This window comes from Streptomyces beigongshangae (genome assembly GCF_019710745.1).
Lineage (GTDB): Bacteria > Actinomycetota > Actinomycetes > Streptomycetales > Streptomycetaceae > Streptomyces > Streptomyces beigongshangae.
Map to the genome: position 1 here is coordinate 1 of NZ_JAHKJW010000022.1, position 23,939 is coordinate 23,939.

The window sequence follows — 23,939 nt, forward strand, 5'->3', positions numbered from 1 at the left end:
GCCCGGCGGGACGGGTCCGGCGCGTGACGCCGGCAGCCGGTTCGGCGCCTTCCACCGGGGCCGCCACGCCGCGGGCCCCGCCGACCCCCCCACCGCGCCCGGCGGCGACGCCGGGCCGGGGGCCGGCCACCGGGCGGACGACTAGAGACCGGCCCCGTACAGCCCAGGGCGCTGCAAGCCCACCCGCACTGATTCGCCGCACCCCGTTGGATTGGAGGAACGGGCCGGGTGACCACCACTGGTCGTGACCCGTCCCGCCCGTCATGGAGACCACTGACAACAGCCTCACCTGGCTCTTGATGAACCTCTTGGAGCGCACGCCGGGCACCCGCCACGCACTCGTCCTGTCACGGGACGGCCTGAAGCTGTGCTGGACGGAGCACCTGACCCTCGACCAGGCCGACCAGCTGGCGGCGATCTGCTCCGGCATCCAGGCCCTGGCGCAGGGCGCGTCCGTGGAGTTCGGTGACGGAACCGGCGGTGTCCGGCACTCCATGACCGAGTTCCACGGAGGTCTCCTCTTCATCGTGGAGGCCGGCCAGGGCGCGCATCTGGCGGTCGTCGCCGAGGAGAGCGCCGACCCGGGTGTCGTCGGGCACCAGATGACCGAGCTGGTGGAGCAGATCGGTGAACACCTGCGGGCCGAGCCCCGCACCCCGGTCGCCAGGGGTGCCTCGGCGTGAGCCGCAAACCCGTGGACATCGGCGACCCCGACCGGCTCTACACGGTCACGGGGGGACGCAGTACGGCCGACGACGCGTTCGACCTGGTCACGCTCATCGTCAGTGAGTGCGAGCCCACCGCCGGGATGCAGTCCGAGCACACCCGGATCCTCACGATGTGCCGGCACCCGACGGCGCTCGTGGAGATCTCGGCCGAGCTGGGACTGCCCATCACCGTCGTGCGGATCCTCCTGGGCGACCTCCATGCCATGGGCAAGGTGAGCGCCCGCCACCCCCGCGCGGCGGAGTCCGTCGCGTCCCTCCCCGAAACCGCCCTGCTCCAGGAGGTCCTCCATGGGCTCCGCAACCTCTGAGCTCCCCGTCCAGCGCACGCCGCTGGGCGATGCCGCCGAGACCGGCCTGAAGATCGTCGTCGTGGGCGGCTTCGGCGTCGGCAAGACCACCCTGGTCCGCTCGGTCAGCGAGATCCGGCCGCTGAACACCGAAGAGGTGATGACGCAGGCCGGACAGGGCGTCGACGAGACGGTGGGCGTGGAGCGCAAGACCACCACGACCGTCGCGTTCGACTTCGGGCGCATCAGCCTCAACCAGCGGATGGTGCTCTACCTGTTCGGCGCACCGGGACAGGAACGCTTCTGGTTCCTGTGGGACCGGCTGTTCTCCGGCACCCTGGGCGCGATCGTCCTCGTCGACACCCGTCGCATGGAGGACTCCTGGTACGCGATCGACCGGCTCGAACACCACAGGACGCCGTTCGTCGTGGCCGTCAACCGCTTCGACGACGACGAGCGCCCGCACTCGCTGGACGAGATACGCCAGGCCCTCGCCCTGGGCGACCACGTGCCCATGGTCGACTGCGACGCCCGGGTCAGGTCGTCGGGCAAGGACGTCCTGATCACTCTCGTGGACCATCTCTACGCCATGGCACTGTCCCAGGAGGGGACATCGTGAGTGACACCACCGGTTCGCCGTCCCCGGGCACGCCCCCACCGGGCTGCCCCGCGCACGCGAACGCCGTGCACCTGGGCGGTCTGGAGTACCAGCAGACACCCTCGCAGCTGTACCGCGCCATGCGCCGGGAGCACGGGGCGGTGGCGCCGGTGCTGCTGGACGGCGGCATCCCGGCCTGGCTCGTGCTCGGCTACCCCGAGGTCAGCTACGTGACCGGTCACGACGAGCTGTTCGCACGGGACTCCCGGCGGTGGAACCGGTGGCCGGACATCCCGGCGGACTGGCCGCTGCTGCCGTTCGTCGGCTACCAGCCCTCCGTGCTGTTCACCGAGGGCCAGGAGCACCAGCGCCGGGCCGGTGTCATCACCCAGGCGCTGGAGGGGGTGGACCAGTTCGAGCTGGCCCGCGAGTGCCAGTCGATCGCCGAGCAGCTGATCGACTCGTTCGCCGGCAGCGGTCAGGCCGAGCTGATGAGTGCGTACGCGCACGCCCTGCCGGCCCGTTCGGTGCTGTGGATGTGCGGTATGCCGCAGGACAGCGCGGACACCGACCGGCTCGTCGACGACCTGCGGATCTCGCTCGACGCCGGTGAGGGCGACGACCCGGTGGCGGCGTACACGCGCGTCGGGGAGCGCATCATGCAGCTGGTGAAGGAGAAGCGGGACCGTCCCGGCCCCGACGTCACCTCCCGGATGCTGCAGGACCCGGCGGGTCTCGGCGACGAGGAGATCGTGCAGGACCTGATCTCCGTCATCGCCGCGGCGCAGCAGCCGACCGCCAACTGGATCTGCAACACGCTGCGGCTGCTGCTGACCGACGAGCGGTTCGCGGTCAACGTCTCCGGCGGCCGGGTCAGCGTCGGCGACGCGCTGAACGAGGTGCTCTGGCTGGACACGCCGACGCAGAACTTCATCGGCCGCTGGGCGGTGCGCGACACACAGCTCGGCGGACGGCTCATCCGGGAGGGCGACTGCCTGGTCCTCGGCCTCGCGGCGGCCAACACGGACCCGCAGATCTGGCCCGAGTCGCACGTCGGCGCCGAGAACTCCGCCCACCTGTCCTTCAGCAACGGCGAGCACCGCTGCCCCTATCCGGCGCCGCTCCTGGCCGACGTGATGGCGCGTACGGCGGTGGAGACCCTCATGGAGCGCCTGCCCGACCTGGTGCTGGGCGTCGACCCGGCGGAGCTGACCTGGCGCCCGTCCATCTGGATGCGCGGACTGGAGTCCCTGCCGGTGCAGTTCACCCCGGCGGTGCACTGACGGTCGGCGGCCGGTGGGCCGGGGCTTTCCGGCGGGGCCGGGGAGCCCCGACCTCGTTCCGCGCGTGCCGAGGAGGGGCTTCCCGGTACGCGCGGGACGGAGGTCGGCGCCGGGCCGCGCTCAGGCGGTGACCGGGGTGAAGCGCACCGGCAGCGACTGCGGGCCGCGGGTGAAGACGCCCTGCTCGACGGGGTCGTAGCCGTCGGCGAGACGCAGGTCGGGCATGGCGTCGAGCAGCTGGTTCAGACCGGTCTCCACCTCCGCCTTGGCGAGCAGCGCGCCGACGCAGAAGTGCCGTCCCAGCGCGAAGGCCAGGTGGTCGGCGGCGGCCGAGAACGCGGAGGCCGTGCTGAGGTCGTCCCGGAAGATGTCGAAGCGGTCGGGCTCGCGGTAGCGGCGCTCGTCCCGGTTGGCGGCCCCGATGAGGCACGTCACGGTGGCGCCCCGCGGGATGGTGCCGCCGGAGACCTCGACCTCGGTGGCCGCCTGCCGCATGATCATGTGGACCGGCGGGGTGTACCGCAGGGTCTCGGCGAAGGCCGCGGCGATCAGGCTCCGGTCCTCGCGGACCGCGGCCAGCTGCTCGGGGTGCAGCAGCAGGTTGGCGAGGATGCCGGCGATCGCCTTGTCGGTGGTCTCCCCGCCGGCGGCGAGCAGCAGGCTGCAGAACGCCTTGATGTCCTCGTCGGTCATCCGGACGCCGTCGACCTCGGCGGCGCAGAGCGTGGACAGCAGGTCGTCGCCCAGGTTGTCACGCCGGTCGCGGATGACCGGGATCATGTACTCGGCGAACTCCCTGCGGGTGCGCTCGCCGTCGGCGGTCACTCCGGGGTCACCGGAGAGGTTGCCGAGAAAGGCGATGACGGCCGTGTACCAGCCGTGGAAGCGGGCGTGGTCGGCCTTGTCCAGGCCCAGCATGTCCGCGATGACGTTGACCGGGAAGCGGGTCGCGTAGTCACCGACTATGTCGGCGGAGCCGGAGTGCCGGAAGCCGTCGATGAGTTCGCGCGAGTTGCGCTCGATGACCGGGAGGAACTTGTCCTGCAGGTCGCTGCCGCGGAAGGCGGGGGCGACGAGTGCGCGCCGCACCGCGTGCTCGCGGCCGCTGAGCTGGAGGATCGTCTTGCCGTGGACCGGTTCCAGCTGCCAGTCGTAGTTCTCGGTGGTGAATTCGGACTTCTTGTCCTTGAAGACGCGTTCGACGTCGTCGTAGCGGGAGATGATGTAGCTCTGAGTGGCCTCGTGCCAGATCAGGGGGTTTTTCTCGCGCATCGCCGCGTACGCGGGATAGGGATCCGCGGCGAATTCGGGCGAGAGGATGTCGGGCGCCTGCTGGGCAGTTGACACGGAACTCCTCTGGTAGATGCGTGCCGTCGGAAGCCAGGTTAATGATCTTTCGATGGCGCAAACAGCTTAGTCCTGGCCGAAGTTGAACACCTGGCCGTACCGAGCCGGACCTGCCCTTCCCCTTCTCCCCGCCGCGGTCGCTTCCGGAAATCGACTGCTCCCGGCCGTGCACCGGCACCCCTGTGCGGTGACCGCGGCGCGGACTCCTCGCGGCGCGGACTCCTCGCGGCGCGGACTCCTCGCGACGCGGTCGGCCTCGGAGAACCTCCGTACCGACAAACCGCGCCGCGGGGCTCCGTCCGCGCCCGCGGCTAGTCGGGCGCGGGCGGCCGCGGGTGCGACCCGCCGGAAGGCGGGCCGGGACCGGCGGCGCGGTCGCCGGTGTCGGGCGCCCACGCGGCGGCCTGCGGCATGAACCCGTGCTCGGCCGCGTACGCCGCCATGCGGGCGTTGCGGGCCCGGGCCCCGGGGCCGTCCGGGAGGTGGAAGTCCTCGCCCGCCCGCGCGGCGCCGGCCTGCACGTCCGTGGCGGTCGCCAGCCGCCGGCGCACGTACCGGTCGAGGGCTCCCGGAACCTCGGCCGGCGTCGCGTCCCCGAGGACGTCGCCGAGCACGGCCGCGTCCATGAGAGCCTGTGCCGCGCCCTGTGCCAGGAACGGCACCATCGCATGGGCGCTGTCGCCCAGCAGGGTCACGCGTCCGACGTTCCACCGCGCGAGCGGGGCACGCGCGTGGATGCCGTGGCGGAACACCTGTCCCGCGCGTTCCAGGACGCGGAGCACCCGGGGGTCCCACCCCGCGAACTCCCGCAGCTGCGCCCCCGGTTCGGCCCGGGCGGTCCACGACTCCGGTGCCGCCCCGGCCGTGAACACGGCCACCGTGTTGAGCAGTTCCCCGCGGCGCACCCGGTAATGGACGAAGTGCCGGCCGGGTCCCATCCAGACGGCGAGCTCCGGCAGTTCCAGATCGGCCACCTCGCCGGCGGGCAGCAGCGCCCGGTAGGCGGCCGTCCCCGAGAAGAGCGCCTCGTCCGCGCCGAAGAGCCACCGGCGGGCCGCGGACCGTATCCCGTCGGCCACCACCACCAGGTCCGCGGTCAGCCGTTCCCCGCCCGCCGTGGTCACCCAGGCGGTCCTGTCGTCCTGGCCCATGCCCACGACGGTGGTGTCCAGGCGGACCGAGCCGGCCGGTACCGAGGCCGCCAGCACCCCGTGCAGGTCGGCCCGGTGGAGGAGCAGGTAGGGCGCCCCGAACTCCTCCTCCGCCGCACGCCCCAGCAGGTAGCGGCAGACCTCGGACCCGTCGGACCAGGTGCGGAAGGACATGTGGGAGGGGCGTACGGCCCGGGCCGCGACCTCGTCCAGCAGGCCCAGTCCGCGCAGCACCCGCGTGGCGTTGGGCGCTAGCTGGACACCGGCGCCGACCTCGGTGAACCGCGGTGCCCGCTCGACCAGCGTCACCTCGTGGCCCGCCCGGCGCAGACTCAGTGCCGCCGCCAGGCCGCCGATCCCCGCCCCCATGACGATCGCCCTCACGCCCCGCCACCCCGTTCCCGACAGCCGCATGACGAGGATGGTGCACATCGGCCGGTACGGGAACACCCCCGGCCCGCTCTCCCCGTGCGCGGCGGGCGCCGCGGCGGGTCTTCCGGCAATGACCGGTTCAGTGATGAACCTTTGCGTTCTCCGCTCCGTCTTGATGGTTGAGGCGGAACTGCGACGAGAGACGACTCGTGGTGCCGCCGAGGCGCATGAACGTTCACAGGAAGGCTGTCGGAGTGGTGTCAGTGGAGCAGAGGGCGGGACGGATCGGCCCGGTCGCGGGAATCGCGATGGCGGCCGTCGTGGCCCTCGCGGGCTGTTCGGACGACGCGGAGCCCGCCGCGGACAAGAACCCGTCCGTGAGCGGCTCGTCGGCGGCCGGGGCGGAGAGGCCGGCGGAGGAGTCCCCGGCGCCGGCGGGGGCCTCGCAGGTGGACCGCTCCACTGCCGAGGCCGCTGTCGCCGCATGGGTCACCGCGGTCGTCAAGGGCGAGGCCGAGGATGCCTGTCTCGTGATGGCGGAGCCGGCCGCCGGCTCCGGGCCCGCCCGGGTCGGCAGTGCCGAGACGTGCGGTGACGGCGCGCCCGAGCGGAAGCAGATGGAGAAGAGCATCGGGCAGTTCCGGGAGTCGTTCACGCCCGAACCGCCCACGGACGACCCGAAGGTGGAGGTCGCGAAGACCCCTGCCACCGGCGACGAGGTGAAGATCCCCGCCGACAGGATCACCGTCGACGGCCAGCCGCTCGACAAGATCGTCCTGTCCCACTCCACCGGGGTGGAGGAGGGCCTGCTGGACATCAAGGTGGAGTCCAGCAGGATCGAGGACCTCTGGTACGTGACGAACCTCGACTTCGACATCGGCTAGCGCCCCGGTGTGAAGTGAAGCCTGGCCGTGGGTACCGGCACGCCCTGGGGAGCGCGCCGGCCCGACGCACGGTCAGGAGGCCCGGCCGGAGTCGCTGCGGCGGCAGGACGTCCGGCCGGGCCATCCCTTTCGGTGCGGGCCCCGGCCCGGGTCGGACGCTCCGTCCCCCACGCCCCGCCGGGTACGCCGCGTCCGGCGGGAGGTCCGCACACGGCCGGGTGGAGCACCCGGCGACGCGCTTACGTTCGAGCGGGCCGGGCACTCGGTGGCCTGTACGCCCCCGGCCCCCGGCCCTCGAACCCAAGGACGGCACCGCGATGACCGAGCACGAACGTTCGCACCCCGGGTCGGCGCGGTCCGGGGCCGGAACCGGGACCGGGGCCTGGCACGGGCCGCACCGTGCCGCGGTCGTCCCGCCCGCGGTCTGAGCACGCCGTGGCACGCGTCAGACGGTACGCAGTCGCCGCTTCCGGACAGTGGACGTCCGACGACGACGAAGGCCGTCGGCGGCTGCCCGCGGGCGAGGTCCACGCCTGGGAACCGGGCATGAACCAGACCGTCTGCGGTCTGTCCCTCTCCCGCTCCCAGCTGGCCCGCTTCCCGCACGTCACCTGGCTGGACACCTTTCCGGAGTCCGGCGGCGCGGCCGACCGGGTGCGGCGCCGGTGTCCGCGCTGCGCCTCCGTCGCCGGTCGCCGCGGCGGTGACGCGCGCCCCCGGTGGCACCGCACCGACCCCCGGCCGTGAGCGACCCACGACCGACCCCGGCAAATGGGCCGGGACGTTCCGCGCGCCCCGTGAACGGGCAGAGCCCTCGAGAAAGAGATGTGTACATGCCGGATGAAAGCGAACTCGGCACCGCGGACCGGCTGAAGCGCGCCGCCGCCGACGTGTTCGGCTGGCAGGAGCTGCGTACCGGGCAGCTGGAGGCGATGGAGTCGGTCATGGCGGGGCGCGACACCCTGGCGGTCATGCCGACCGGCGCGGGGAAGTCGGCGGTGTACCAGGTGACCGGTTCCCTGCTGCCCGGTCCCACCGTCGTGGTGTCCCCGCTCATCGCCCTGCAGCGGGACCAGATAGCGGGTCTGCTGCGCCGCGGGGCGGCGGAGGCCGTCGCGGTCAACTCCGCCCAGTCGGCCGCGGAGACGGAGGCCGCCTGGACCGCGGTGCGGCAGGGCGACGCCGGCTTCCTGTTCCTCTCCCCCGAGCAGCTGGCCAAGGACGAGGTGGTCGAGCGCCTGGCCGAGGCGGCGCCCTCGTTGTTCGTCGTCGACGAGGCGCAGTGCGTGACGGGCTGGGGCCACGACTTCCGCCCCGACTATCTGCGCCTGCCCCAGGTGGTGCGGAGGGTCGGCGGGCCCACGGTCCTCGCCCTGACGGCGACGGCCGCTCCGCCCGTGCGCGAGGAGATCGTGCAGCGGCTGGCCATGGCGGACCCCGCGCTGGTCGTGGCCGGTTTCGACCGGCCGAACATCACCCTGGAGGTCCGGCGCTTCCTGGACGACGCGGACAAGCGCCGGGCGGTGGTGGAGCGCGCGGCGGCGGAGGCCAAGCCGGGCATCGTCTACGCCGCGACCCGCAGGAACGCCGAGGAGTACGCGGCCGAGCTCAGCGAACTGGGCCTGCACGCCGCCGCGTACCACGCCGGGCTGACCGCCGACGAGCGCTCCCGGACGCACGACGCCTTCCTGGCGGGCGAGACCGACGTGGTGGTCGCCACCTCCGCCTTCGGCATGGGCATCGACAAGGAGGACGTACGGTTCGTGCTGCACGCCTCCGTGCCCGGCTCCCTCGACGCCTACTACCAGGAGATCGGCCGGGCGGGCCGCGACGGCGCCCCGGCGGTCGCCGTCCTGCACTACCGGTCCGAGGACAGCGGCCTGCAGAACTTCTTCGCCGCCCGCGCGCCCGACGAGGAGACCCTCGGCGAGGTCGCGGAGCTGATCCACGAGCACGGCGGCCCCGTCGCCCTGGACGACGTGAGCGAGCGGGCGGACCTGACGCGCCGTCGCGTCACGGCGGCGAGCAACCTCCTGGAACAGGCGGGCGCCGTACGGACCGAACCCGACGGCCGGGTGCGTCCCGAACCGGGTGTCACGGCGGAGGAGGCCACCGAGCGGGCCGCGCGGGAGGCGGAGTCCCGGCGGCGGCTGGAGCGGTCCAGGCTGGAGATGATGCAGGGGTACGCCGAGACCACGGGGTGCCGCCGCCGTTTCCTGCTCGGCTACTTCGGTGAGCCGTACGACGGCCCGTGCGGCACCTGCGACGTGTGCTCGCCGCCCGGGGGCGGCGAGACGGTCGTCGGAGGAGCGGGGGACACGGGTGAGGAGCGGCCGGCCCATCCGGCGGCCGCCTCCTACCCGCCGGGCACCCCGGTGCGCCACAGTTCCTGGGGCGATGGCACGGTGATGAGCGAGGACGGCGACCGGATCACCGTCCTGTTCGACTCCATGGGGTACCGCACTCTGTCCCTGGCCTCGGCGGTCGGGAACGGCCTGCTCACGACGGTCACGGATCCGGTGGGCTGACACCGCGGGCCCCCGGCCCGCACGACTGTAGTGATCATGCGGGCCGGGGGTACTCAGGGCAGCCGGAGGACATCGGGCACGCCAGTGGCAGGCGGGGCGCCCTCCGGCCCCGCCGGACGGGACGGTCATGCCGCGGACGAGGGACGACGCCACCGACGGCGAGGTCGAACTCCACTTCATCGGGAACGCGACCGTACTGCTGCGCTACGGCGGCCTGACCCTGCTCACCGATCCCAACTTCCTCCACCGCGGCCAGTACGCCTACCTGGGATACGGACTGCTGAGCCGCCGGCTGACGGAACCGGCCGTCGACGTCCGCGACCTCCCCCGTCCGGACGCGATCGTCCTGTCCCACCTGCACGGCGACCACTGGGACCGCCGGGCCCGCCGGCACCTCGACCGCGGGGTGCCGGTGCTGACCACACCGCACGCGGCCCGCCGGCTGCGAGCGGTGCACGGTTTCCGGCGCGCGGAGGGACTGCGCACCTGGCGCGGATCCACGCTCCGGCACGGCGGCGCCGGGGTCCGGGTCACGGCCCTGCCGGGCCGGCACGCCGGTCACCGCCTGCTGCGCGGGATGCTGCCGCCGGTGATGGGCAGCATGCTGGAGTTCGGTCCGGCGGGCGGACCGGTCCGGCTGCGGCTGTACGTCTCGGGCGACACTCTTCTGTACGACGGCCTCGACGAGATCACCCGGCGCTTCCCGCGTGCGGACCTGGCCGTCCTGCACCTGGGCGGGACGCGCCTTCCCGGCGGCTTCGTGGTGACCATGGACGGCGCGCAGGGCGCGGAACTGTCCCGGCGCCTCGACCCGCGCCTGATCCTGCCCGTCCACTACGGCGACTACACCGTGATGCGCTCGCCCGTGTCGGCCTTCCTCGCCGAGGCCGAGGCCCTCGGGCTGGGCGATCGTCTCGTGCACTGCGGTCACGGCCGGCGCGCGCGGATCAGCGCCGTGCCGGGCACGGCACCGACGGTCCTGTGACCCCGGTCCCCTCAGTGTTCGCCGGCCAGTTCGCGGTTCAGGGCACGCAGGAAGTCCGCGATCGTCTCGCGCTGCTCCGGGGTGAACTGCTGCCGGGCGGCCTCCGTGCTGCGCGCCAGCGGGCTGAAGTACTGGCGGGCCAGGGCGCGGGCGCCCTCGTTGTAGGAGAGGTGCACCACCCTGCGGTCGGCGCTCTCGCGCGTGCGGCTGATGTGGCCGGCGCGCTCCAGCCTGTCCAGGCAGGCGGTGACGGCCCCGGAGGTGAGGTTCAGGCGTTCCCGCAGGCGCGAGGGTGTCATGGGTTCGCCGTCGGTCGCCGACGCGTCCAGGATCGCGGCCAGCGCGTTGACGTCGGTGGTGTGCAGTTCGTGCGCCTGGGCGAACGAGTGGGCGATCCGGTTGAACTCGCTGTTCAGCGTACGCAGCAGGACGGCGTATGCCTGAAGGTCGCTTGCGGGGCCTTCACGGCTCTCCGAACGGTTGGGCTGCATGGGACAAGAATAATATCTCTCGATGGTTGAGATACTTTCTCTTTGAGATACCTTTGCGGTGTCCCCCTACGTCCGTTAGGTACTCCATGAACACCGTGCGCCGACCGGCCCGCTGGCTGGTCCCCCTGGTTCTCGTCGTCGTGTGGCTCGGCCTCGGCGGCGCGTTCGGCTCCTACGCAGGCAAGCTCGGGGAGGTCTCCACCAACGACCAGGCGGCCTTCCTGCCGCGGAACGCCGAGTCCACCAAGGTCATCGAGCAGCAGAAGGCCTTCGACCGGCAGGAGACCCTGCCGGCGATCGTCGTCTGGACCGCCGACGGCGGCGGCGAGGTCTCCGCCGCCCAGCAGGAGTCCGCCACCCGGGTCCTGGACTCGCTCGCCGCCGTCGAGGGGGTGGAGGGCAGGCCCTCCCCCGCCCTGCGGTCGGAGGACGCGAAGGCGCTGCAGGGCGTGGTCCCCCTGAGCCCGGAGCTGGGCGACCGGCTCGGCGAGGTGCTCGACGAGCTGGAGAGGTCCGCCGGCACGGTACCCGGCACCCGCGCCCGGATCGCGGGCCCCGCCGCCACCCAGGGCGACCTCGGCGAGGCGTTCGCGGGCATCGACGGCATCCTGCTCGGGGTGGCGCTGGCGGCCGTCCTGCTCATCCTGCTGCTGGTCTACCGCAGTGTCCTGCTGCCCTTCACGATCATCATCAGCGCCGTGTTCGCCCTCGGTGTCGCCTGCGCCGTCGTCTACGTACTGGCCGACCACGACATCGTGCGCGTGGACGGCCAGGTGCAGGGCATCCTGTCCATCCTCGTGATCGGCGCCGCCACCGACTACGCGCTGCTGCTGACCGCGCGCTTCCGCGAGGAACTCGCCCACAGCGGCGACCGTGTCCTGGCCGCCCGGACGGCGCTGCGCGAGTCCTTCGGCGCGATCACCGCCAGCGCCGCGACCGTCGCCCTGGGACTTCTCGCGCTGCTGCTCAGCGACCTGACCAACAACCGGGCCCTGGGACCCGTCGGGGCGATCGGCATCGTGTGCGCGGTCCTGACGACACTGACGTTCCTGCCCGCCGTGCTCGCCCTGACGGGCAGGGCGGCCTTCTGGCCCGCCAAGCCCCGTTCCGCCGACGCGGAGACGGGCGGGCACGGCATCTGGCGGCGCGTCGCCCACCGGGTGGACACGCGCCCCCGGCAGCTCTGGATCGCCACGGCCGTCCTGCTCGTGGCGGGAGCGGCGTTCTTCCCCGCCCTGCAGTCGAAGGGGGTGCCGCTGGACGAGCTCTTCGTCGACGACGCGCCGTCCGTCGCGGCACAGGAGACCCTCGGCAGGCACTTCCCGGGCGGCTCGGGCCAGCCGGTCGTCGTCATCGCCGACGCGGACCGGCGTACGGAGGTCACCCGCACCGCCGCCGCGACGCGGGGCGTCGCCGGGGCGCGGGCCGCGACCGCCTCGGGCCGGCCGGACGGAGAGCCGCTGGTGGTGGACGGCCGGGTGCGCGTCGACGCCGTCCTCGCCGCCGCGCCGGACAGCGACGCGGCCAAGGACACGGTGCAGCGGCTGCGCGACCGGCTGCACGCCACCGACGCGGACGCGCTGGTCGGCGGCTACTCCGCCCAGCAGTACGACACCCAGCGCACCGCGGCGCACGACCGGACGCTGATCATCCCCGTCGTCCTCGCGATCATCCTGCTCATCCTGGTCGCCCTGCTGCGCAGCCTCCTGCTGCCCGTGCTCCTGGTCGCCACCGTGGCGCTGAACTACCTGGCGACGCTCGGTGTCGCGGGCCTGGTGTTCCAGCACGGCTTCGGCTTCTCCGGGACCGACGCCTCGGTGCCGCTGTACGGGTTCGTGTTCCTCGTGGCCCTCGGTGTCGACTACAACATCTTCCTCATGTCACGCGTACGCGAGGAGACGGCGCGCCTGGGCACCCGGCAGGGCGTGCTGCGCGGCCTGGTCGCCACCGGCGGTGTGATCACCTCCGCGGGAGTGGTGCTGGCCGCCACCTTCGCGGCCCTGATCGTCATCCCCCTCGCGTTCCTCGCGCAGATCGCCTTCATCGTCGCCTTCGGCGTCCTGCTCGACACCGTCGTCGTGCGCTCGCTCCTGGTCCCGGCCCTGGTGCGGGACATCGGCCCGGCCGTCTGGTGGCCCGGCCGCCCCGGCGGCCACGAGGACGGTGCCCTCCCCGGCGCGGGCACCGGCCGCTAGGGCGGGGTCGCCGAAGCACGGCGGTGCGTCGAGGACGCCGTGGCGGGGCGGTCTCCGGGAGGCCGGCGGGTCAGGGGGTCCCGGCGCGGGAGCGGAGCATCCGGCGTACCTCGTCCGAGCGTTCCAGGACCGTGTTGCGGACCACCGGGGGTGCCCCGCGGACCGCCCGCCGGGCCTCGTCGAGGTACGCGGCGTCGACGGCGTACGGCGGGAAGAGGTGGCCCGCGAAGGCCATCGCCGGGATCATTCCGCCCCGGTGCAGCCCGGGTACCAGCTCCAGGTAGCGCTCGGCGTACGGCGCCAGGAGGGTCTCCTGGGCGGGCCGCCAGAACGCCGTCGCCACCTGGCGGACCGAACTGACGGGGACCGCCCGGTCCACCGCCAGCTTCCGGTACGTCTCCGCCTTCGCGGCGGGGTCCGGCAGCGCGGCCCGTACGGCGAGGGCCCGCACCCAGGCGTCGGGGTCCGGGTCGCGGCGCAGCAGGCGGCCGGCCTCCGACGAGACGTCCCCGCCCAGTTCGGCCTCGCGGACCAGGGTGCGCCAGAGCAGGTCCACGTCGCCGGCCGCCTGCGCGCGCAGCCAGGCCAGGTCGTCCGGGTCCGTGGCCGTGCGGGCCAGGCCGCGCAGGGCGACCTGGCGGCGGCCCGGGTCCGCGGCCAGCTGCCGGCAGGCCGCCGCGACCGCGGCGGTGAGGGCGGCGCGGTCGCCGTCCGGCGCCCACAGGTCGGCGATGTCCGCGGCGAGCGTCAGCCAGGGTTCGATCACCGCGTCGGACGTCTCGGCCGTCAGGACGGCGGTGACGCACCGGCCGGCCTCCGCGGCCGTGGCCTCGCCGGTGACCAGCATGTCCCACGCGGTCGCCGTGGCCACACCCCGGGAGATGGGCGTGGGCAGCCGTGCCGCCGAGCGCAGGAACGCGTCCCTGGCCGCGGGGTCGGGCCGGGCCGTGGCGAAGGTCAGGTCCTCGTCGTTGATCAGCAGGACGTCGGTGTCCGCCGCGGACGGCAGGCCGGTGACCGGTGTGCGGGTCCCCGTCACCTCGACGCGTACCAGCGCCGTGCGCTCCAGCGCCTCGCCCTTCCTGCCGTACGCGCCCACCGCCAGCACCTGCGGACGCGGAGGCCCCGCGGCCACCAGCGTGACGGTGTCTCCGTCCCGTTCCAGGGAGAACCGGTCGGTGCCCGCCGTCGCGAGCCATGCCTCGCGCCAGGCGTCCAGGTCCCGCCCGGCGGCCTCGGAGAGGGTGTCGATCAGGTCCTGGAGCGTGGCGCTGCCCCACGCGTGGCGGGCGAAGTAGGCGGTCATGCCGGCCCGGAAACGCTCTTCCCCGACGTACGTCATGAGCTGCTGGAGGACGGACGCGCCCTTGGGGTAGGTGATGTTGTCGAAGATCGACGCGGCCTGCGCGACATCGTGGATGGGCTGGTGGATGGGGTGCGAGGCGGGACCCTGGTCGGACAGGTACGCCTCCAGTTTGTCGCTCGCCAGGTGCCCCGCCCAGGCGTCGGTGTAGCGGGTGGCGCGCTCGGCCGCCCAGTGGCAGGCGAACTCCGCGAACGCCTCGTTCAGCCAGAGGTCGTCCCACCAGCGCATGGTGACGATGTTGCCGAACCACATGTGCGCCATCTCGTGCAGCAGCACCTTCGCGAGCAGCTCGCGCTCGGCGGGCGTCGGCACGGCCCGCCGCAGGAAGGTGTCCGACCAGGTCACACAGCCGTAGTTCTCCATCGCCCCGCCGAACTCCGGCACGAACACCTGGTCGTACGTGCGCTGCGGGAACGGCATCGCGAAGGTTTCCCCGAAGAACGCGAGGCCCTGGCGGGTGAGGGTGAACAGTTCGTCGGCGTCGCGTTCGAGGACCGCGGCGAGGGAGCGGCGGCTGTAGAGGCCCAGGTCGTGGCCGTCGGCCTCGCGGCGGATCTCGTGGAAGGGGCCCGCGTTGACGACGGTGTTGTACACGGACAGGGGCGGGGTGTCCGGGAAGGTCCACCGGCGGGCCGAGTCCAGTTCCTCGACGACCGGGCCGCCGGAGTTGCCGGTGACGGTCCAGCCGGGCGGGGCCGTGACCGTGAAGGCGTGCGGGGCCTTGAGATCGGGCTGGTCGAAGCACGCCCAGACGAACCGGGCCTCGTCCGGTTCGAAGCTCATCCAGACATAGACCTCGCCGTCCGCGGGATCGGTCGCCCGGTGCACGCCCTCGCCCGTGTCGGTGTCCGCCTGGACGCTCTCCACGCGCAGCACGTTGTGCGCGGCGAGCGCGGGCAGGGGTATCCGGCCGTCCCGGCCGGGCGGGAGCGGGTCGCCGTTCAGCGTCGCGCCCAGCACCCGTGCCGCGCAGTCGACGAAGCTCTCCGCGCCCGGCTCGTGACAGGTGAAGGTCACGGTGGAGACGCACCGCACCTCCGGTCCGTCGGGCAGGGCGGTCAGGTCGATGTCCACGTCGTACCGCTCGACGGTCAGCAGCGCGCCCCGGCGCTCGGCCTCGGTGCGGGTCAGGCTCCGGATCCCCATACGTCCTCACGTCCTCCCTCGTCGGACAACGGGCGTCAGCGTATGACGGACGGTGACGCCCGGCGCAGGGGTTTTCCGGGGGCTTCGGGGTGCCGTCCCCGTCCTCGCCGGGCAGCTCACCGCACCGTCGTCCGGTCTGCGGGGACAGTCCGCCGTCTGCGAGGATGTTTCGTATGGACGTACGACACAGGGACCAGGTGACGGTCACCGGGCGGCCCGGCGGGCCGCCCGTGCCGCCGGTGCACGGGTCCGGGTGCGACCAGCACGGGGGGCGCGTGGCGGTACCGGCGCCGGAGGGGGCCGCGGCCGCGATCGCCCCGTTCGCGGAAGCACCCGCATGACGGGCCGGACGAGCGGGGACGAGGAGGGCGGACCCTCCGAGCACCCCGGGGACGGCGGGGAGCACCCCGGGGACGGCGGGCCGGCCGACGAGCAGGCCCAGTTCTCCGCGCTGCTGGAGGACAGTGCCGAGGACCTGTACGAGCACGCGCCCTGCGGTTACCTCTCCAGCCTGCTCGACGGCCGGATAGCGAAGATCAACACCACCCTGCTGAACTGGCTCGGCTACGAGCGCGACGACGTCCTGGGCCGCATCTCCTTCTCCGACCTGCTGACCGCCGGCGGCCGGCTGTACCACGAGACCCACTACGTCCCCCTGCTGAGGATGCAGGGCGAGGTGCGCGGTATCGCGCTGGAGCTCAGGGCCGCCGACGGCACCCGGCTGCCGGTCCTGGTCACCTCGGAGGTGCGGACCGGCGGCGACGGACAGCCGCTGCTGATCCGCACCACCGTCTTCGACGCCCGGGACCGCCGCGCCTACGAGACCGAGTTGCTGCGCGCCCGCAAGGAGGCGGACCGGGAGCGCGAGCGCCTGCAGCGCCTGGCCACCACCCTGCAGCGGACACTGCTGCCGCCGGCCCTGGCCAACGTGCCCGGCCTGGACGTCTCCGCGTACTACCACATCGCCTCCGTCGACGAGGTCGGCGGCGACTTCTACGACCTGTTCCCGCTGGCCGACGGCGCCTGGGGACTGTTCCTCGGCGACGTGTGCGGCAAGGGCGCCGCCGCCGCGGCCGTCACCTCCCTGACCCGCTACACCCTGCGGGCCGCCGCCGTGTACGACCCCGGTCCCGTCGCCGTCCTGCGCAACCTCAACACGGTCCTGAACCACGAGTACAACGGCGACGACCCCAGGTTCTGCACCGTCGTCTTCGGCCTGCTCACCCCCGACCACGACCGGGGCGGCTTCCACATCACCCTGGCCAGCGGCGGGCATCCACCCGCCCTGCTGATGCGCGCCGACGGCACCACCGACCTCCTCCCCACCCCCGGCGGGCAGCTCATCGGCGTGCTGCCGGACGCCCACATAGCCGCCACCACCGTCCGGCTGGCCCCCGGCGACACCCTGCTGCTGCACACCGACGGGCTCACCGAGGCCCACGTCAACTCCACCGCCGGCACCGGAAGCGACGGTCACGGCGGTGTCACCGGCGGTGGCGACGCCCGCTACGGTGACGACGCCCTCCTGGACTTCGCCCGTGCTCTCGCGCCGACCACCGCGTCGGACACCGTCGGCGCGATCCGCGACCTGCTCGACACCCTCGGCAGCGGCGTGGACGACGACACCGCCGTCCTCGCCATCCATGTGCCCCGACCTCCGAGTGGAGAGCAGCAGTGACCCAGCCGCCCCTGACCCTCCGTATCCGCACCGCTCCCGCCGGCGCGGTCGTCGAACTCGCCGGGGAGCTGGACCATCAGACCGCCCCCGGGGTCCGCGCCGCGCTGCCCGGGCTGGAGCTGCTCCCCGGGCAGCAGCTCGTCCTGGACCTCGGAGGCGTCGAGTTCTGCGACTCCAGCGGCATCACCGTGCTGATCGCCGCCCGCAACCACGCCCTGGCGGCCGGCGCCGGCATCGCCCTGGCGGCGGTCCCCGAGCACGTCAGCCGGATCTTCCGCGTCGTCGGCCTGGACCAGGTCTTCCCGGCCCACCCGACGGCCCGGGCCGCCGAAGCGGCGTGGCGGTCCACCGCGAGCTGAACCGGCCCGGCCGCGCCGGGGGACCGGCGGTCTTCCCGCGGCCCCTCCGTGCCCGGATCTCCTCCTCCGGCTGCGGATGACCGAATTCATCCGCCCCGTACACGTGTGAAAGTCCGCTGAGCAGCCACTCGTGCGGAGACCCCCGTCCTCACGGGGCACGGTGCGGGACGCCGGAGACATCGGCGGGCGGCTTCCGTGCCACGTGGGCGAAGGGACCGACGAGCGCGAGTGGAGGAGGGGCTGATGAGCGAGTCCGTGCAGGGCGGCACCGGAAAGGTGCAGCAAACCGGTGAGACGGCCAAGGCAGAGGCCTCGGCGACGGCCGAGAAGGCCAAGCAGGCGGCGGGCGAGGTGGCCGGCACCGCCGCGGACCAGGCCAGGGCCGTGGCGGGCGAGGCACGGCAGCAGGCGGGAACGGTCGTACGCGACCTGCGGGAGCGCGCCCTGAACGAGGTCGAGGGACAGACCGCGCGGGCCGCCGACGTCCTGCACCAGTGGGCGGACGACCTGGCGGGGCTGGCGGAGAACGCCCAGAACGACTCCCCCGCCCGCGGCCTGGCGGCCCATGCCGCCGACAGCGGACACCGCGCGGCCGACTACCTGCAGAAGCAGGGAGCCGAAGGCGTGGTCTCCGACCTGCAGAGTTTCGCCCGCAGGCGTCCCGGGGCCTTCCTCGGCGGCGCGCTCCTGGCCGGGCTGGCCGTGGGCCGGCTGGCCAAGGTGGCGAGCAAGGCGAGCCAGACGTCCGGCAGCGGACAGCACGGGTCCGACGTGGCCGTGGAACGGCAGCCGGGACTTCCCGAGCCGACGCCCGGGACGCTCCCGCCGGCGCCGCCGGTGACCGCCCCGCAGGAACCCGTGCCGGTGACCGGCCAGGATCCCGCTCCGGTGATACCCCCTGTGCCGCCCGCGCCGCCGGCCGCCCCGCCGGCCGTCGGCACGCCTCCGGGCACGGTGCCCGGCCGCCCGTACCCGGAGGTGTGAGATGTCCTCGGTGTCCCCCGGACCCGTGGGGTCGCAGGGCCAGGACAGGTCCGTCGGCGAACTGCTGTCCGCCGTGACCTCCGACGTGCAGACCCTCTTCCGCCAGGAAGTGGAACTGGCCAAGACCGAGATCCGCGAGGAGGCGACCAAGGCGGGCAAGGCCGCGGGCATGTACGGCGGCGCGGGATTCGCCGGCTACATGACGCTGCTGTTCCTGTCCCTGGCCGCCGTGCTGGGACTCGCGAACGTCATGGACGCGGGCTGGTCGGCCCTGATCGTCACCGTCGTATGGGCCGTCGTCGCGGCCGTGCTGTACCAGCGGGGCCGCACGCAGATGCGCACCGTGTCGCCGAAGCCCGAGCACACCGTCGAAAGCATGAAGGAGAACGCGGAATGGGCACGTCACCCGACCAAATGAGGGCCGAGATCGACGCCACTCGGGAGCGGTTGTCCGCGGACGTCGACGAGCTCGCCGACCAGGCCAGCCCCCGACGCATCGTGCGCCGCCGCACCGACCGGATGCGTGGTGCCGTCACCGGCGTCCGGGAGCGGATCATGGGATCCGCCCAGCAGGGCGTCCATGGGACCAGGCAGACCGCGCAGTCCGTGGCGGGTTCGCTGCAGGACGGCACCGGACAGGCGGCCGGCACCGCGCAGGAGGCGGTCGGCCAGGCAGGGCAGGCGATCAGGGAGGTGCCGGACCGGACCATGCAGAAGACGCAGGGAAATCCTCTGGCCGCGGGTCTGATCGCGTTCGGCGTCGGTGTGCTGGCGTCCTCGCTGCTGCCCGCCTCCCAGACCGAGCAGCGGAAGGCCGCCGACCTCATGGAGCGCGGTGGTGAGGCCCTGGAGCCGGTGAAGCAGGCGGCGCTCGAATCCACGCAGCACCTCAAGGAAGGTGCCATGGAGGCGGCGCAGAGCGCGGTCCAGGAAGTGAAGGGCACCGCGGCGGACGCGGCCCGGACCACCCAGGACGAGGCGCGGACCCAGGCGGGTCACGTCACCGAGCAGGCCCGCGACTCGGGCAGGCAGGTGGCCGACGAGACCCGGCGGCAGGCCGGACAGGGCTGAGCGGCCCGAACGGCCCGAACCGCTCGAACGATCTGAGCGGTCACGCGTTCAGAAGAACCCGAAGCGGGCTCCGGACATGTCCGGAGCCCGCTTCGGGTTGTCGGCCCACCGGCCCGCCATCGACGTTTCCGTGCATCCTGCAAGCAGATCGTGGAAGAAGGCGGCTATGAGATCTTCCATGGATGACGGGCTCGTGGCCGACTTCTACGACTTCGAGGCCGCGCTGCCGGACGACGAACGCAAGATCCTGCTCAGGACGCGTTCGTTCATGCACGACGCGGTGAAGCCGCTGGTGAACGAGAACTGGGCCGGGGGCACCTTTCCCAGGGAGCTGATCGAGCGGTTCCGCGAGAGCGGCCTGGTCGGGCTGTCGTACGAGGGGTACGGCGAGCACCGCCCCGCCGTGAGCCACCTGCTGACGGGGATGATGGCGATGGAGATGAGCCGGGTGGACGCCTCGGTCGCCACGTTCTTCGGTGTGCACAACGGACTGGCCATGTACTCCGTCCAGGCCGGCGGCAGCCAGGAGCAGCGGGACCGCTGGCTGCCGGACATGGCCTCCATGGCGAGGATCGGGGCCTTCGCCCTGACGGAGCCGCTCGACGGGTCCGACGTGGCGGCCGGTATGCGCACCACCGCCGAGCGCCGCGGCGACACCTGGGTCCTCGACGGCGCCAAGCGCTGGATCGGCAACGCCACCTTCGCCGACCTCGTGGTGGTCTGGGCCCGGGACCTTGCGGACGACCAGGTCAAGGGCTTCGTCGTCGACAAGGGCACACCGGGTTTCGTCGCCGAGAAGATCGAGAACAAGATCTCCCTGCGCATCGTCGAGAACGCGGACATCACACTGACCGGTGTCAGGGTGCCGGAGGCCGACCGGCTGCAGAACATCGCGTCGTTCCGCGATGTCGCGGAGATCCTGCGCGCCACCCGCAGCGGGGTCGCCTGGCAGGCGCTGGGCGTGATGATCGGCGCGTACGAACTCGCGCTCGGGTACGCCACCGAGCGCGAGCAGTTCGGCCGGCCGCTCGCGGGCTTCCAGCTCGTCCAGGACCTCCTGGTCAGGAGCCTCGGCAACATCACCGCCTGCTGGGGCATGCTGCTGCAGCTCGCCCGGCTGCAGGACTCGGGGGTGTTCAAGGACGAGCACTCGTCGCTGGCCAAGGCGTACGTCACGGCACGCATGCGCGAGGTGGTCGGCTGGGCCCGGGAGATCTTCGGCGGCAACGGGATCGTGCTGGACTACGACGTGGCCCGCTTCTTCGCGGACGCGGAGGCCATCTACTCCTTCGAGGGAACGCGGGAGATGAACACGCTCATCGTCGGCAAGGCGGTCACCGGGCAGAGCGCGTCCGTCTGAGCGCGTCCGTCTGAGCGCGTCCGCATGCGCCGGGCCCGGGAGGACCTCCGCGTCCTACGGGCCGCCGCCGGGCGGCAGCACCGACGCGTGCGGTTCCGGCCCGGTGGCGAAGCCGCCCACGACGGCGAACCGCTCCGGGCCGACGGCGGCGACCCGGCCCGTGGCCGGCTGCGACACGTACGCCACCGGGGCCGGCGGGGCCACCGGGAACGGCGTGCGTGATACTCGCGTAATGAACAGGAGCATTACGGGCGGGAGCGGAGCGGTCCCGGTCCGGCGGGCCGTCGCGCGGGACGCCAAGCGGCTCACGCGGCTCGTGCGCGGCTCGCGCGCCTACGAGGGGCAGTACGCGGCCATGGTCGGGGGGTACCGGGTGGGCCCCGACTACATCGAGGCCCACCGGGTCTTCGCGGCCACCGAAGGGCACGACGGACCCGTCATCGGCTTCTACTCGCTCGTCCTCACCCCGCCGGAGCTCGACCTGATGTTCGTCGCCGACCGGGCGCAGGGACGGGGGATCGGACGGCTGCTCGTCGCCCACATGCGATCCCAGGCGCGTGCCGCCGGGCTCGACCGGGTCCGGGTGGTGTCGCACCCGCCCGCCGAGGGGTTCTACCGCAGCGTGGGCGCGGTGCCGACCGGGACCGCGCCCGCCACCCCGCCCGCGGTGGTGTGGGACCGGCCCGAGCTGGAGTTCCGCATCCCCGCCGGCGTGCGGGTCCCGATCGGCACGGAGTAGGCTTGTTACTTTCCAGTAGGTCGTCGGCGGGTCCGGTGACCGGGGAGGGAGCGGCCATGCCCCGTACGTTCACCGTCACCCGCAGCATCCTGGTCGAGGCGTCACCGTCGTCGGTGTACGAGCAGGTCGCCCGGCCCGCCCGGATGGGCCGCTGGAGCCCGGAGAACCTCGGCGCGACCCTCCCCGGCGGGGACGACGGGCCGGCCCGCGTGGGCCTGGTCTTCGAGGGACACAACAGGCGCGGCCGCTTCCGCTGGACCACCCGCTGCACGGTCACCGCGGCGGATCCCGGCCGGCGCTTCGCCTTCCGCGTCCACGCCATCGGATTCAGGCGGCCGCGCCTGAAGGGCCCGATCGCCACCTGGGAGTACCGGTTCGAGGCCGAGGGCACCGGCACACGGGTGACGGAGACCTGGACGGACGACCGGCGCTCCTGGCCCGCGCCCGTGGCGAACGCCTTCGACCGCGTGGTCACGGGCGGCAGGACGTTCGCCGTCTTCCAGGCCGGCAACATCGACAGGACCCTGCGCAACCTCAAGCGGGAACTGGAGACACCCGCCCGGCCCTGACCCCGGCCCGCGCTCAGGCGGCCTCGGCGCGCGCCGAGCGGTGCCGCAGCCAGAGCGGCAGCGCGTACCAGCACACGGCGAAGTGCAGCATCACCCCGGCCGCCAGGAGCTCCGCGACGATGCCCGGCAGGACGACGCGCAGTATCAGCAGCAGGGTCGACCCGATGGTCAGGGCGAGCAGGACCATGCCGAACATCATCAGCCGGTGGGCGATCTCCACCAGCTCCCCCTTCATCTGCTGTCCGGAGAGGAAGCGGTGGATGGAGACCGGGGCGATGAGGGAGCCCGTGGCCGCCCCGCCGAGGACGACGGTGGTGACGTAGATCGCCCGGTCGACGGTGCCCAGTTCCTCGAAGCCGGCGGTGAACGCCACGCTGAGCAGGAAGCCGAAGAGGATCTGCACGCCGGTCTGCGCGACCCGGGTCTCCTGGAGGATCTCGTTCCAGCGCCGGTTGACCCGCTCCTGGGGGGTCTCCGACCCGTCCTGGAAGTCCTCGTCGCGGGGACGGGCGGCACCGGAACCGCCCTGCGGGCCGGAGTCCTCCGCCGGTGTCTTTCCGCTTCGGGAGGCCACCGCGGGGGCGGATGGGTCCGTCACTGCCATGATGTCCTCCAGGAAGATGCGTGGTAAACAACGAAGAGCCGGATACCCCGCGCGACCCGCGGCACGCCTGCCACTGTGTCAGGCGCCGTACCGGTAAGCCGAGTAGGTCAGGTAGCCCTCGTCGCCGCCCTGGTAGTAGGTCGTCTCGTCGACGGGGGCGAGGGGGACGCCCGTGCGCAGACGTTCCACCAGGTCGGGGTTGGCGATGAAGGCGCGGCCGAAGCCGATCAGGTCGGCGCCCAGGCCGAGCCAGTGGTCGGCGTCCGACCTGCCGGTCTGCTTGGGTCCCATCGGGAGGGCCGGGTTCATGACGAGGGTGCCCGGCCAGGCGCGGCGGAGCGCCACCAGCACCTCCTCGTCGGCGGTCGCCTCAAGGTGCACGTACGCCACCTCCAGCCGCGCCAACTCGCCCAGCAGGGCGGTGTAGAGCTCCGTGACCTCCGTCTCCCGCACCCCCCAGAAGGTGCCGCCCGGGGAGAGCCGGATGCCGGTGCGCGCCGCGCCGACCGCGTCGACGGTCGCGGACACCGCCTCGACGGCGAACCTGATCCGGTGGGCCACGGAACCTCCGTAGCGGTCCGTGCGCAGGTTGGCGTTGGACGAGAGGAACTGCGAGATCAGATATCCGTTGGCGCCGTGGAGTTCCACCCCGTCGAAGCCGGCGTCCACTGCCCGGCGCGCGGCCTCGGCGTACGAGCGGGCGTGCTCGGGCACCTCCGCCGTCTCCAGGGCGCGCGGCACCGGGGCGGGCCGGGGCCCGGTCGGCGTGAACACCTCACCGGCCGCGGCGACGGCCGACGGGCCGACCGGCCGCATGCCCGTGGTGTCGGGGTGCGAGACGCGTCCTCCGTGCATGAGCTGGGCGAAGATCCGCCCGCCGTTGGTGTGCACGGCGTCCGTCACCGGCCGCCAGGATGCCTGCTGTTCCTCGGTGTGCAGGCCCGGGGTGCCCGGGTTGGACTGCCCGGCCAGGCTCGGCTGCACGCCCTCCGACACGATCAGCCCGGCGGTCGCGCGCTGGGCGTAGTAGGTCGCCATCGACGGCGTCGCCAGACCGCCGGCGGCGGCCCGTACGCGGGTCATGGGGGCCATCACGACCCGGTTGGGCAGGGTGAGGCCGCCGAGCTGGTAGGACTGGAACAGGCTGGTCACTTCGGACTCCTTCGCGATCCGTCACCCGGGTTCCGGGTACGGCGGTTACGCTAAAACCTGAC

At 73.1% G+C, this 23,939-nt stretch carries 24 protein-coding genes; 17 read left to right on the forward strand and 7 right to left on the reverse strand.

Annotated elements, in window-relative coordinates; all coding sequences use genetic code 11:
- Window positions 1-263 precede the first annotated feature (263 nt).
- The 4 genes from KM933_RS18640 to KM933_RS18655 are packed head-to-tail and all read left to right on the forward strand — an operon-like array spanning window position 264 to window position 2,896.
- On the forward strand, window positions 264-683 hold the full coding sequence (locus tag KM933_RS18640) for a roadblock/LC7 domain-containing protein (protein WP_221353605.1): 420 nt from the start codon (window positions 264-266) through the stop codon (window positions 681-683).
- Window positions 680-1,036: a DUF742 domain-containing protein gene (locus KM933_RS18645; protein WP_221353606.1), complete on the forward strand. Its 357-nt coding sequence runs from the start codon at window positions 680-682 to the stop codon at window positions 1,034-1,036. The genes KM933_RS18640 and KM933_RS18645 overlap by 4 nt, the downstream gene beginning before the upstream one ends.
- The gene (locus tag KM933_RS18650; protein WP_221353608.1) at window positions 1,017-1,634 is read left to right on the forward strand and encodes a GTP-binding protein; all 618 of its coding nucleotides are present in this window, start codon (window positions 1,017-1,019) and stop codon (window positions 1,632-1,634) included. The genes KM933_RS18645 and KM933_RS18650 overlap by 20 nt, the downstream gene beginning before the upstream one ends.
- Window positions 1,631-2,896 (forward strand): cytochrome P450, encoded by a 1,266-nt coding sequence (locus KM933_RS18655; RefSeq protein WP_221353610.1) that lies wholly within the window; start codon window positions 1,631-1,633, stop codon window positions 2,894-2,896. Before KM933_RS18650 ends, KM933_RS18655 begins: the two co-directional genes overlap by 4 nt.
- A 120-nt stretch (window positions 2,897-3,016) precedes the next feature.
- Here KM933_RS18655 and KM933_RS18660 read toward each other — a convergent pair whose 3' ends face one another.
- Both KM933_RS18660 and KM933_RS18665 read right to left on the reverse strand, forming a co-directional pair.
- Entirely contained in the window at window positions 3,017-4,243 is a 1,227-nt protein-coding gene (locus KM933_RS18660) for a cytochrome P450 (protein WP_221353612.1), read from the reverse strand.
- A gap of 311 nt (window positions 4,244-4,554) precedes the next feature.
- A complete protein-coding gene (locus KM933_RS18665; RefSeq protein WP_221353816.1) occupies window positions 4,555-5,778 on the reverse strand; it encodes an FAD-dependent monooxygenase in 1,224 nt (407 codons plus the stop codon).
- Between the two features lie 245 nt (window positions 5,779-6,023).
- On the opposite strand from KM933_RS18665, the gene KM933_RS18670 reads away from it, so the two are divergent.
- From KM933_RS18670 to KM933_RS18685, 4 genes are all read left to right on the forward strand, one after another.
- Complete coding sequence (locus KM933_RS18670) at window positions 6,024-6,650, forward strand: hypothetical protein (protein WP_221353614.1); 627 nt, start codon at window positions 6,024-6,026, stop codon at window positions 6,648-6,650.
- A 435-nt stretch (window positions 6,651-7,085) separates the two neighbouring features.
- Complete coding sequence (locus tag KM933_RS18675; protein ID WP_221353616.1) at window positions 7,086-7,397, forward strand: hypothetical protein; 312 nt, start codon at window positions 7,086-7,088, stop codon at window positions 7,395-7,397.
- 86 nt (window positions 7,398-7,483) lie between these two features.
- Entirely contained in the window at window positions 7,484-9,178 is a 1,695-nt protein-coding gene (locus tag KM933_RS18680) for a RecQ family ATP-dependent DNA helicase (protein WP_221353618.1), read from the forward strand.
- Window positions 9,179-9,305: 127 nt separating this feature from the next.
- Window positions 9,306-10,163: an MBL fold metallo-hydrolase gene (locus KM933_RS18685; protein WP_221353620.1), complete on the forward strand. Its 858-nt coding sequence runs from the start codon at window positions 9,306-9,308 to the stop codon at window positions 10,161-10,163.
- 11 nt (window positions 10,164-10,174) lie between these two features.
- On the opposite strand, the gene KM933_RS18690 is transcribed toward KM933_RS18685, so the two are convergent.
- Window positions 10,175-10,654 carry a MarR family winged helix-turn-helix transcriptional regulator gene (locus KM933_RS18690; RefSeq protein WP_221353622.1) on the reverse strand — a complete coding sequence of 160 codons (480 nt, stop codon included), beginning with the start codon at window positions 10,652-10,654 and terminating at the stop codon, window positions 10,175-10,177.
- Between the two features lie 86 nt (window positions 10,655-10,740).
- On the opposite strand from KM933_RS18690, the gene KM933_RS18695 reads away from it, so the two are divergent.
- The gene (locus KM933_RS18695) at window positions 10,741-12,849 is read left to right on the forward strand and encodes an MMPL family transporter (RefSeq protein ID WP_221353624.1); all 2,109 of its coding nucleotides are present in this window, start codon (window positions 10,741-10,743) and stop codon (window positions 12,847-12,849) included.
- 70 nt (window positions 12,850-12,919) lie between these two features.
- On the opposite strand, the gene pepN is transcribed toward KM933_RS18695, so the two are convergent.
- Window positions 12,920-15,361 (reverse strand): aminopeptidase N, encoded by a 2,442-nt coding sequence (gene pepN / locus KM933_RS18700; RefSeq protein ID WP_221353626.1) that lies wholly within the window; start codon window positions 15,359-15,361, stop codon window positions 12,920-12,922.
- 337 nt (window positions 15,362-15,698) lie between these two features.
- On the opposite strand from pepN, the gene KM933_RS18705 reads away from it, so the two are divergent.
- The 6 genes from KM933_RS18705 (at window position 15,699) to KM933_RS18730 (ending at window position 20,813) form a co-directional block, all read left to right on the forward strand.
- The gene (locus KM933_RS18705; RefSeq protein ID WP_221353629.1) at window positions 15,699-17,039 is read left to right on the forward strand and encodes a PP2C family protein-serine/threonine phosphatase; all 1,341 of its coding nucleotides are present in this window, start codon (window positions 15,699-15,701) and stop codon (window positions 17,037-17,039) included.
- Entirely contained in the window at window positions 17,036-17,398 is a 363-nt protein-coding gene (locus KM933_RS18710; RefSeq protein WP_221353630.1) for an STAS domain-containing protein, read from the forward strand. The genes KM933_RS18705 and KM933_RS18710 overlap by 4 nt, the downstream gene beginning before the upstream one ends.
- 243 nt (window positions 17,399-17,641) lie before the next feature.
- A complete protein-coding gene (locus KM933_RS18715; RefSeq protein ID WP_221353632.1) occupies window positions 17,642-18,382 on the forward strand; it encodes a hypothetical protein in 741 nt (246 codons plus the stop codon).
- A 1-nt stretch (window position 18,383) separates the two neighbouring features.
- The gene (locus KM933_RS18720) at window positions 18,384-18,800 is read left to right on the forward strand and encodes a phage holin family protein (protein ID WP_221353633.1); all 417 of its coding nucleotides are present in this window, start codon (window positions 18,384-18,386) and stop codon (window positions 18,798-18,800) included.
- Window positions 18,776-19,453 carry a DUF3618 domain-containing protein gene (locus KM933_RS18725; RefSeq protein WP_221353635.1) on the forward strand — a complete coding sequence of 226 codons (678 nt, stop codon included), beginning with the start codon at window positions 18,776-18,778 and terminating at the stop codon, window positions 19,451-19,453. The genes KM933_RS18720 and KM933_RS18725 overlap by 25 nt, the downstream gene beginning before the upstream one ends.
- A 166-nt stretch (window positions 19,454-19,619) precedes the next feature.
- Window positions 19,620-20,813, forward strand: a complete 1,194-nt coding sequence (locus KM933_RS18730) for an acyl-CoA dehydrogenase family protein (RefSeq protein WP_221353637.1) — start codon at window positions 19,620-19,622, stop codon at window positions 20,811-20,813.
- Between the two features lie 54 nt (window positions 20,814-20,867).
- Here the strand turns inward: KM933_RS18730 and KM933_RS18735 are convergent, their stop codons facing one another.
- A complete protein-coding gene (locus KM933_RS18735) occupies window positions 20,868-21,017 on the reverse strand; it encodes a hypothetical protein (protein ID WP_221353638.1) in 150 nt (49 codons plus the stop codon).
- Between the two features lie 28 nt (window positions 21,018-21,045).
- Here KM933_RS18735 and KM933_RS18740 point away from each other — a divergent pair, with 28 nt between their 5' ends.
- Window positions 21,046-21,552, forward strand: a complete 507-nt coding sequence (locus KM933_RS18740; RefSeq protein ID WP_221353640.1) for a GNAT family N-acetyltransferase — start codon at window positions 21,046-21,048, stop codon at window positions 21,550-21,552.
- Window positions 21,553-21,608: 56 nt separating this feature from the next.
- The gene (locus KM933_RS18745) at window positions 21,609-22,121 is read left to right on the forward strand and encodes an SRPBCC family protein (RefSeq protein WP_221353643.1); all 513 of its coding nucleotides are present in this window, start codon (window positions 21,609-21,611) and stop codon (window positions 22,119-22,121) included.
- Between the two features lie 13 nt (window positions 22,122-22,134).
- On the opposite strand, the gene KM933_RS18750 is transcribed toward KM933_RS18745, so the two are convergent.
- The gene (locus KM933_RS18750) at window positions 22,135-22,725 is read right to left on the reverse strand and encodes a DUF6328 family protein (RefSeq protein ID WP_221353645.1); all 591 of its coding nucleotides are present in this window, start codon (window positions 22,723-22,725) and stop codon (window positions 22,135-22,137) included.
- Window positions 22,726-22,803: 78 nt separating this feature from the next.
- Window positions 22,804-23,877 (reverse strand): alkene reductase, encoded by a 1,074-nt coding sequence (locus KM933_RS18755; RefSeq protein ID WP_221353647.1) that lies wholly within the window; start codon window positions 23,875-23,877, stop codon window positions 22,804-22,806.
- Window positions 23,878-23,939: the final 62 nt, after the last annotated feature.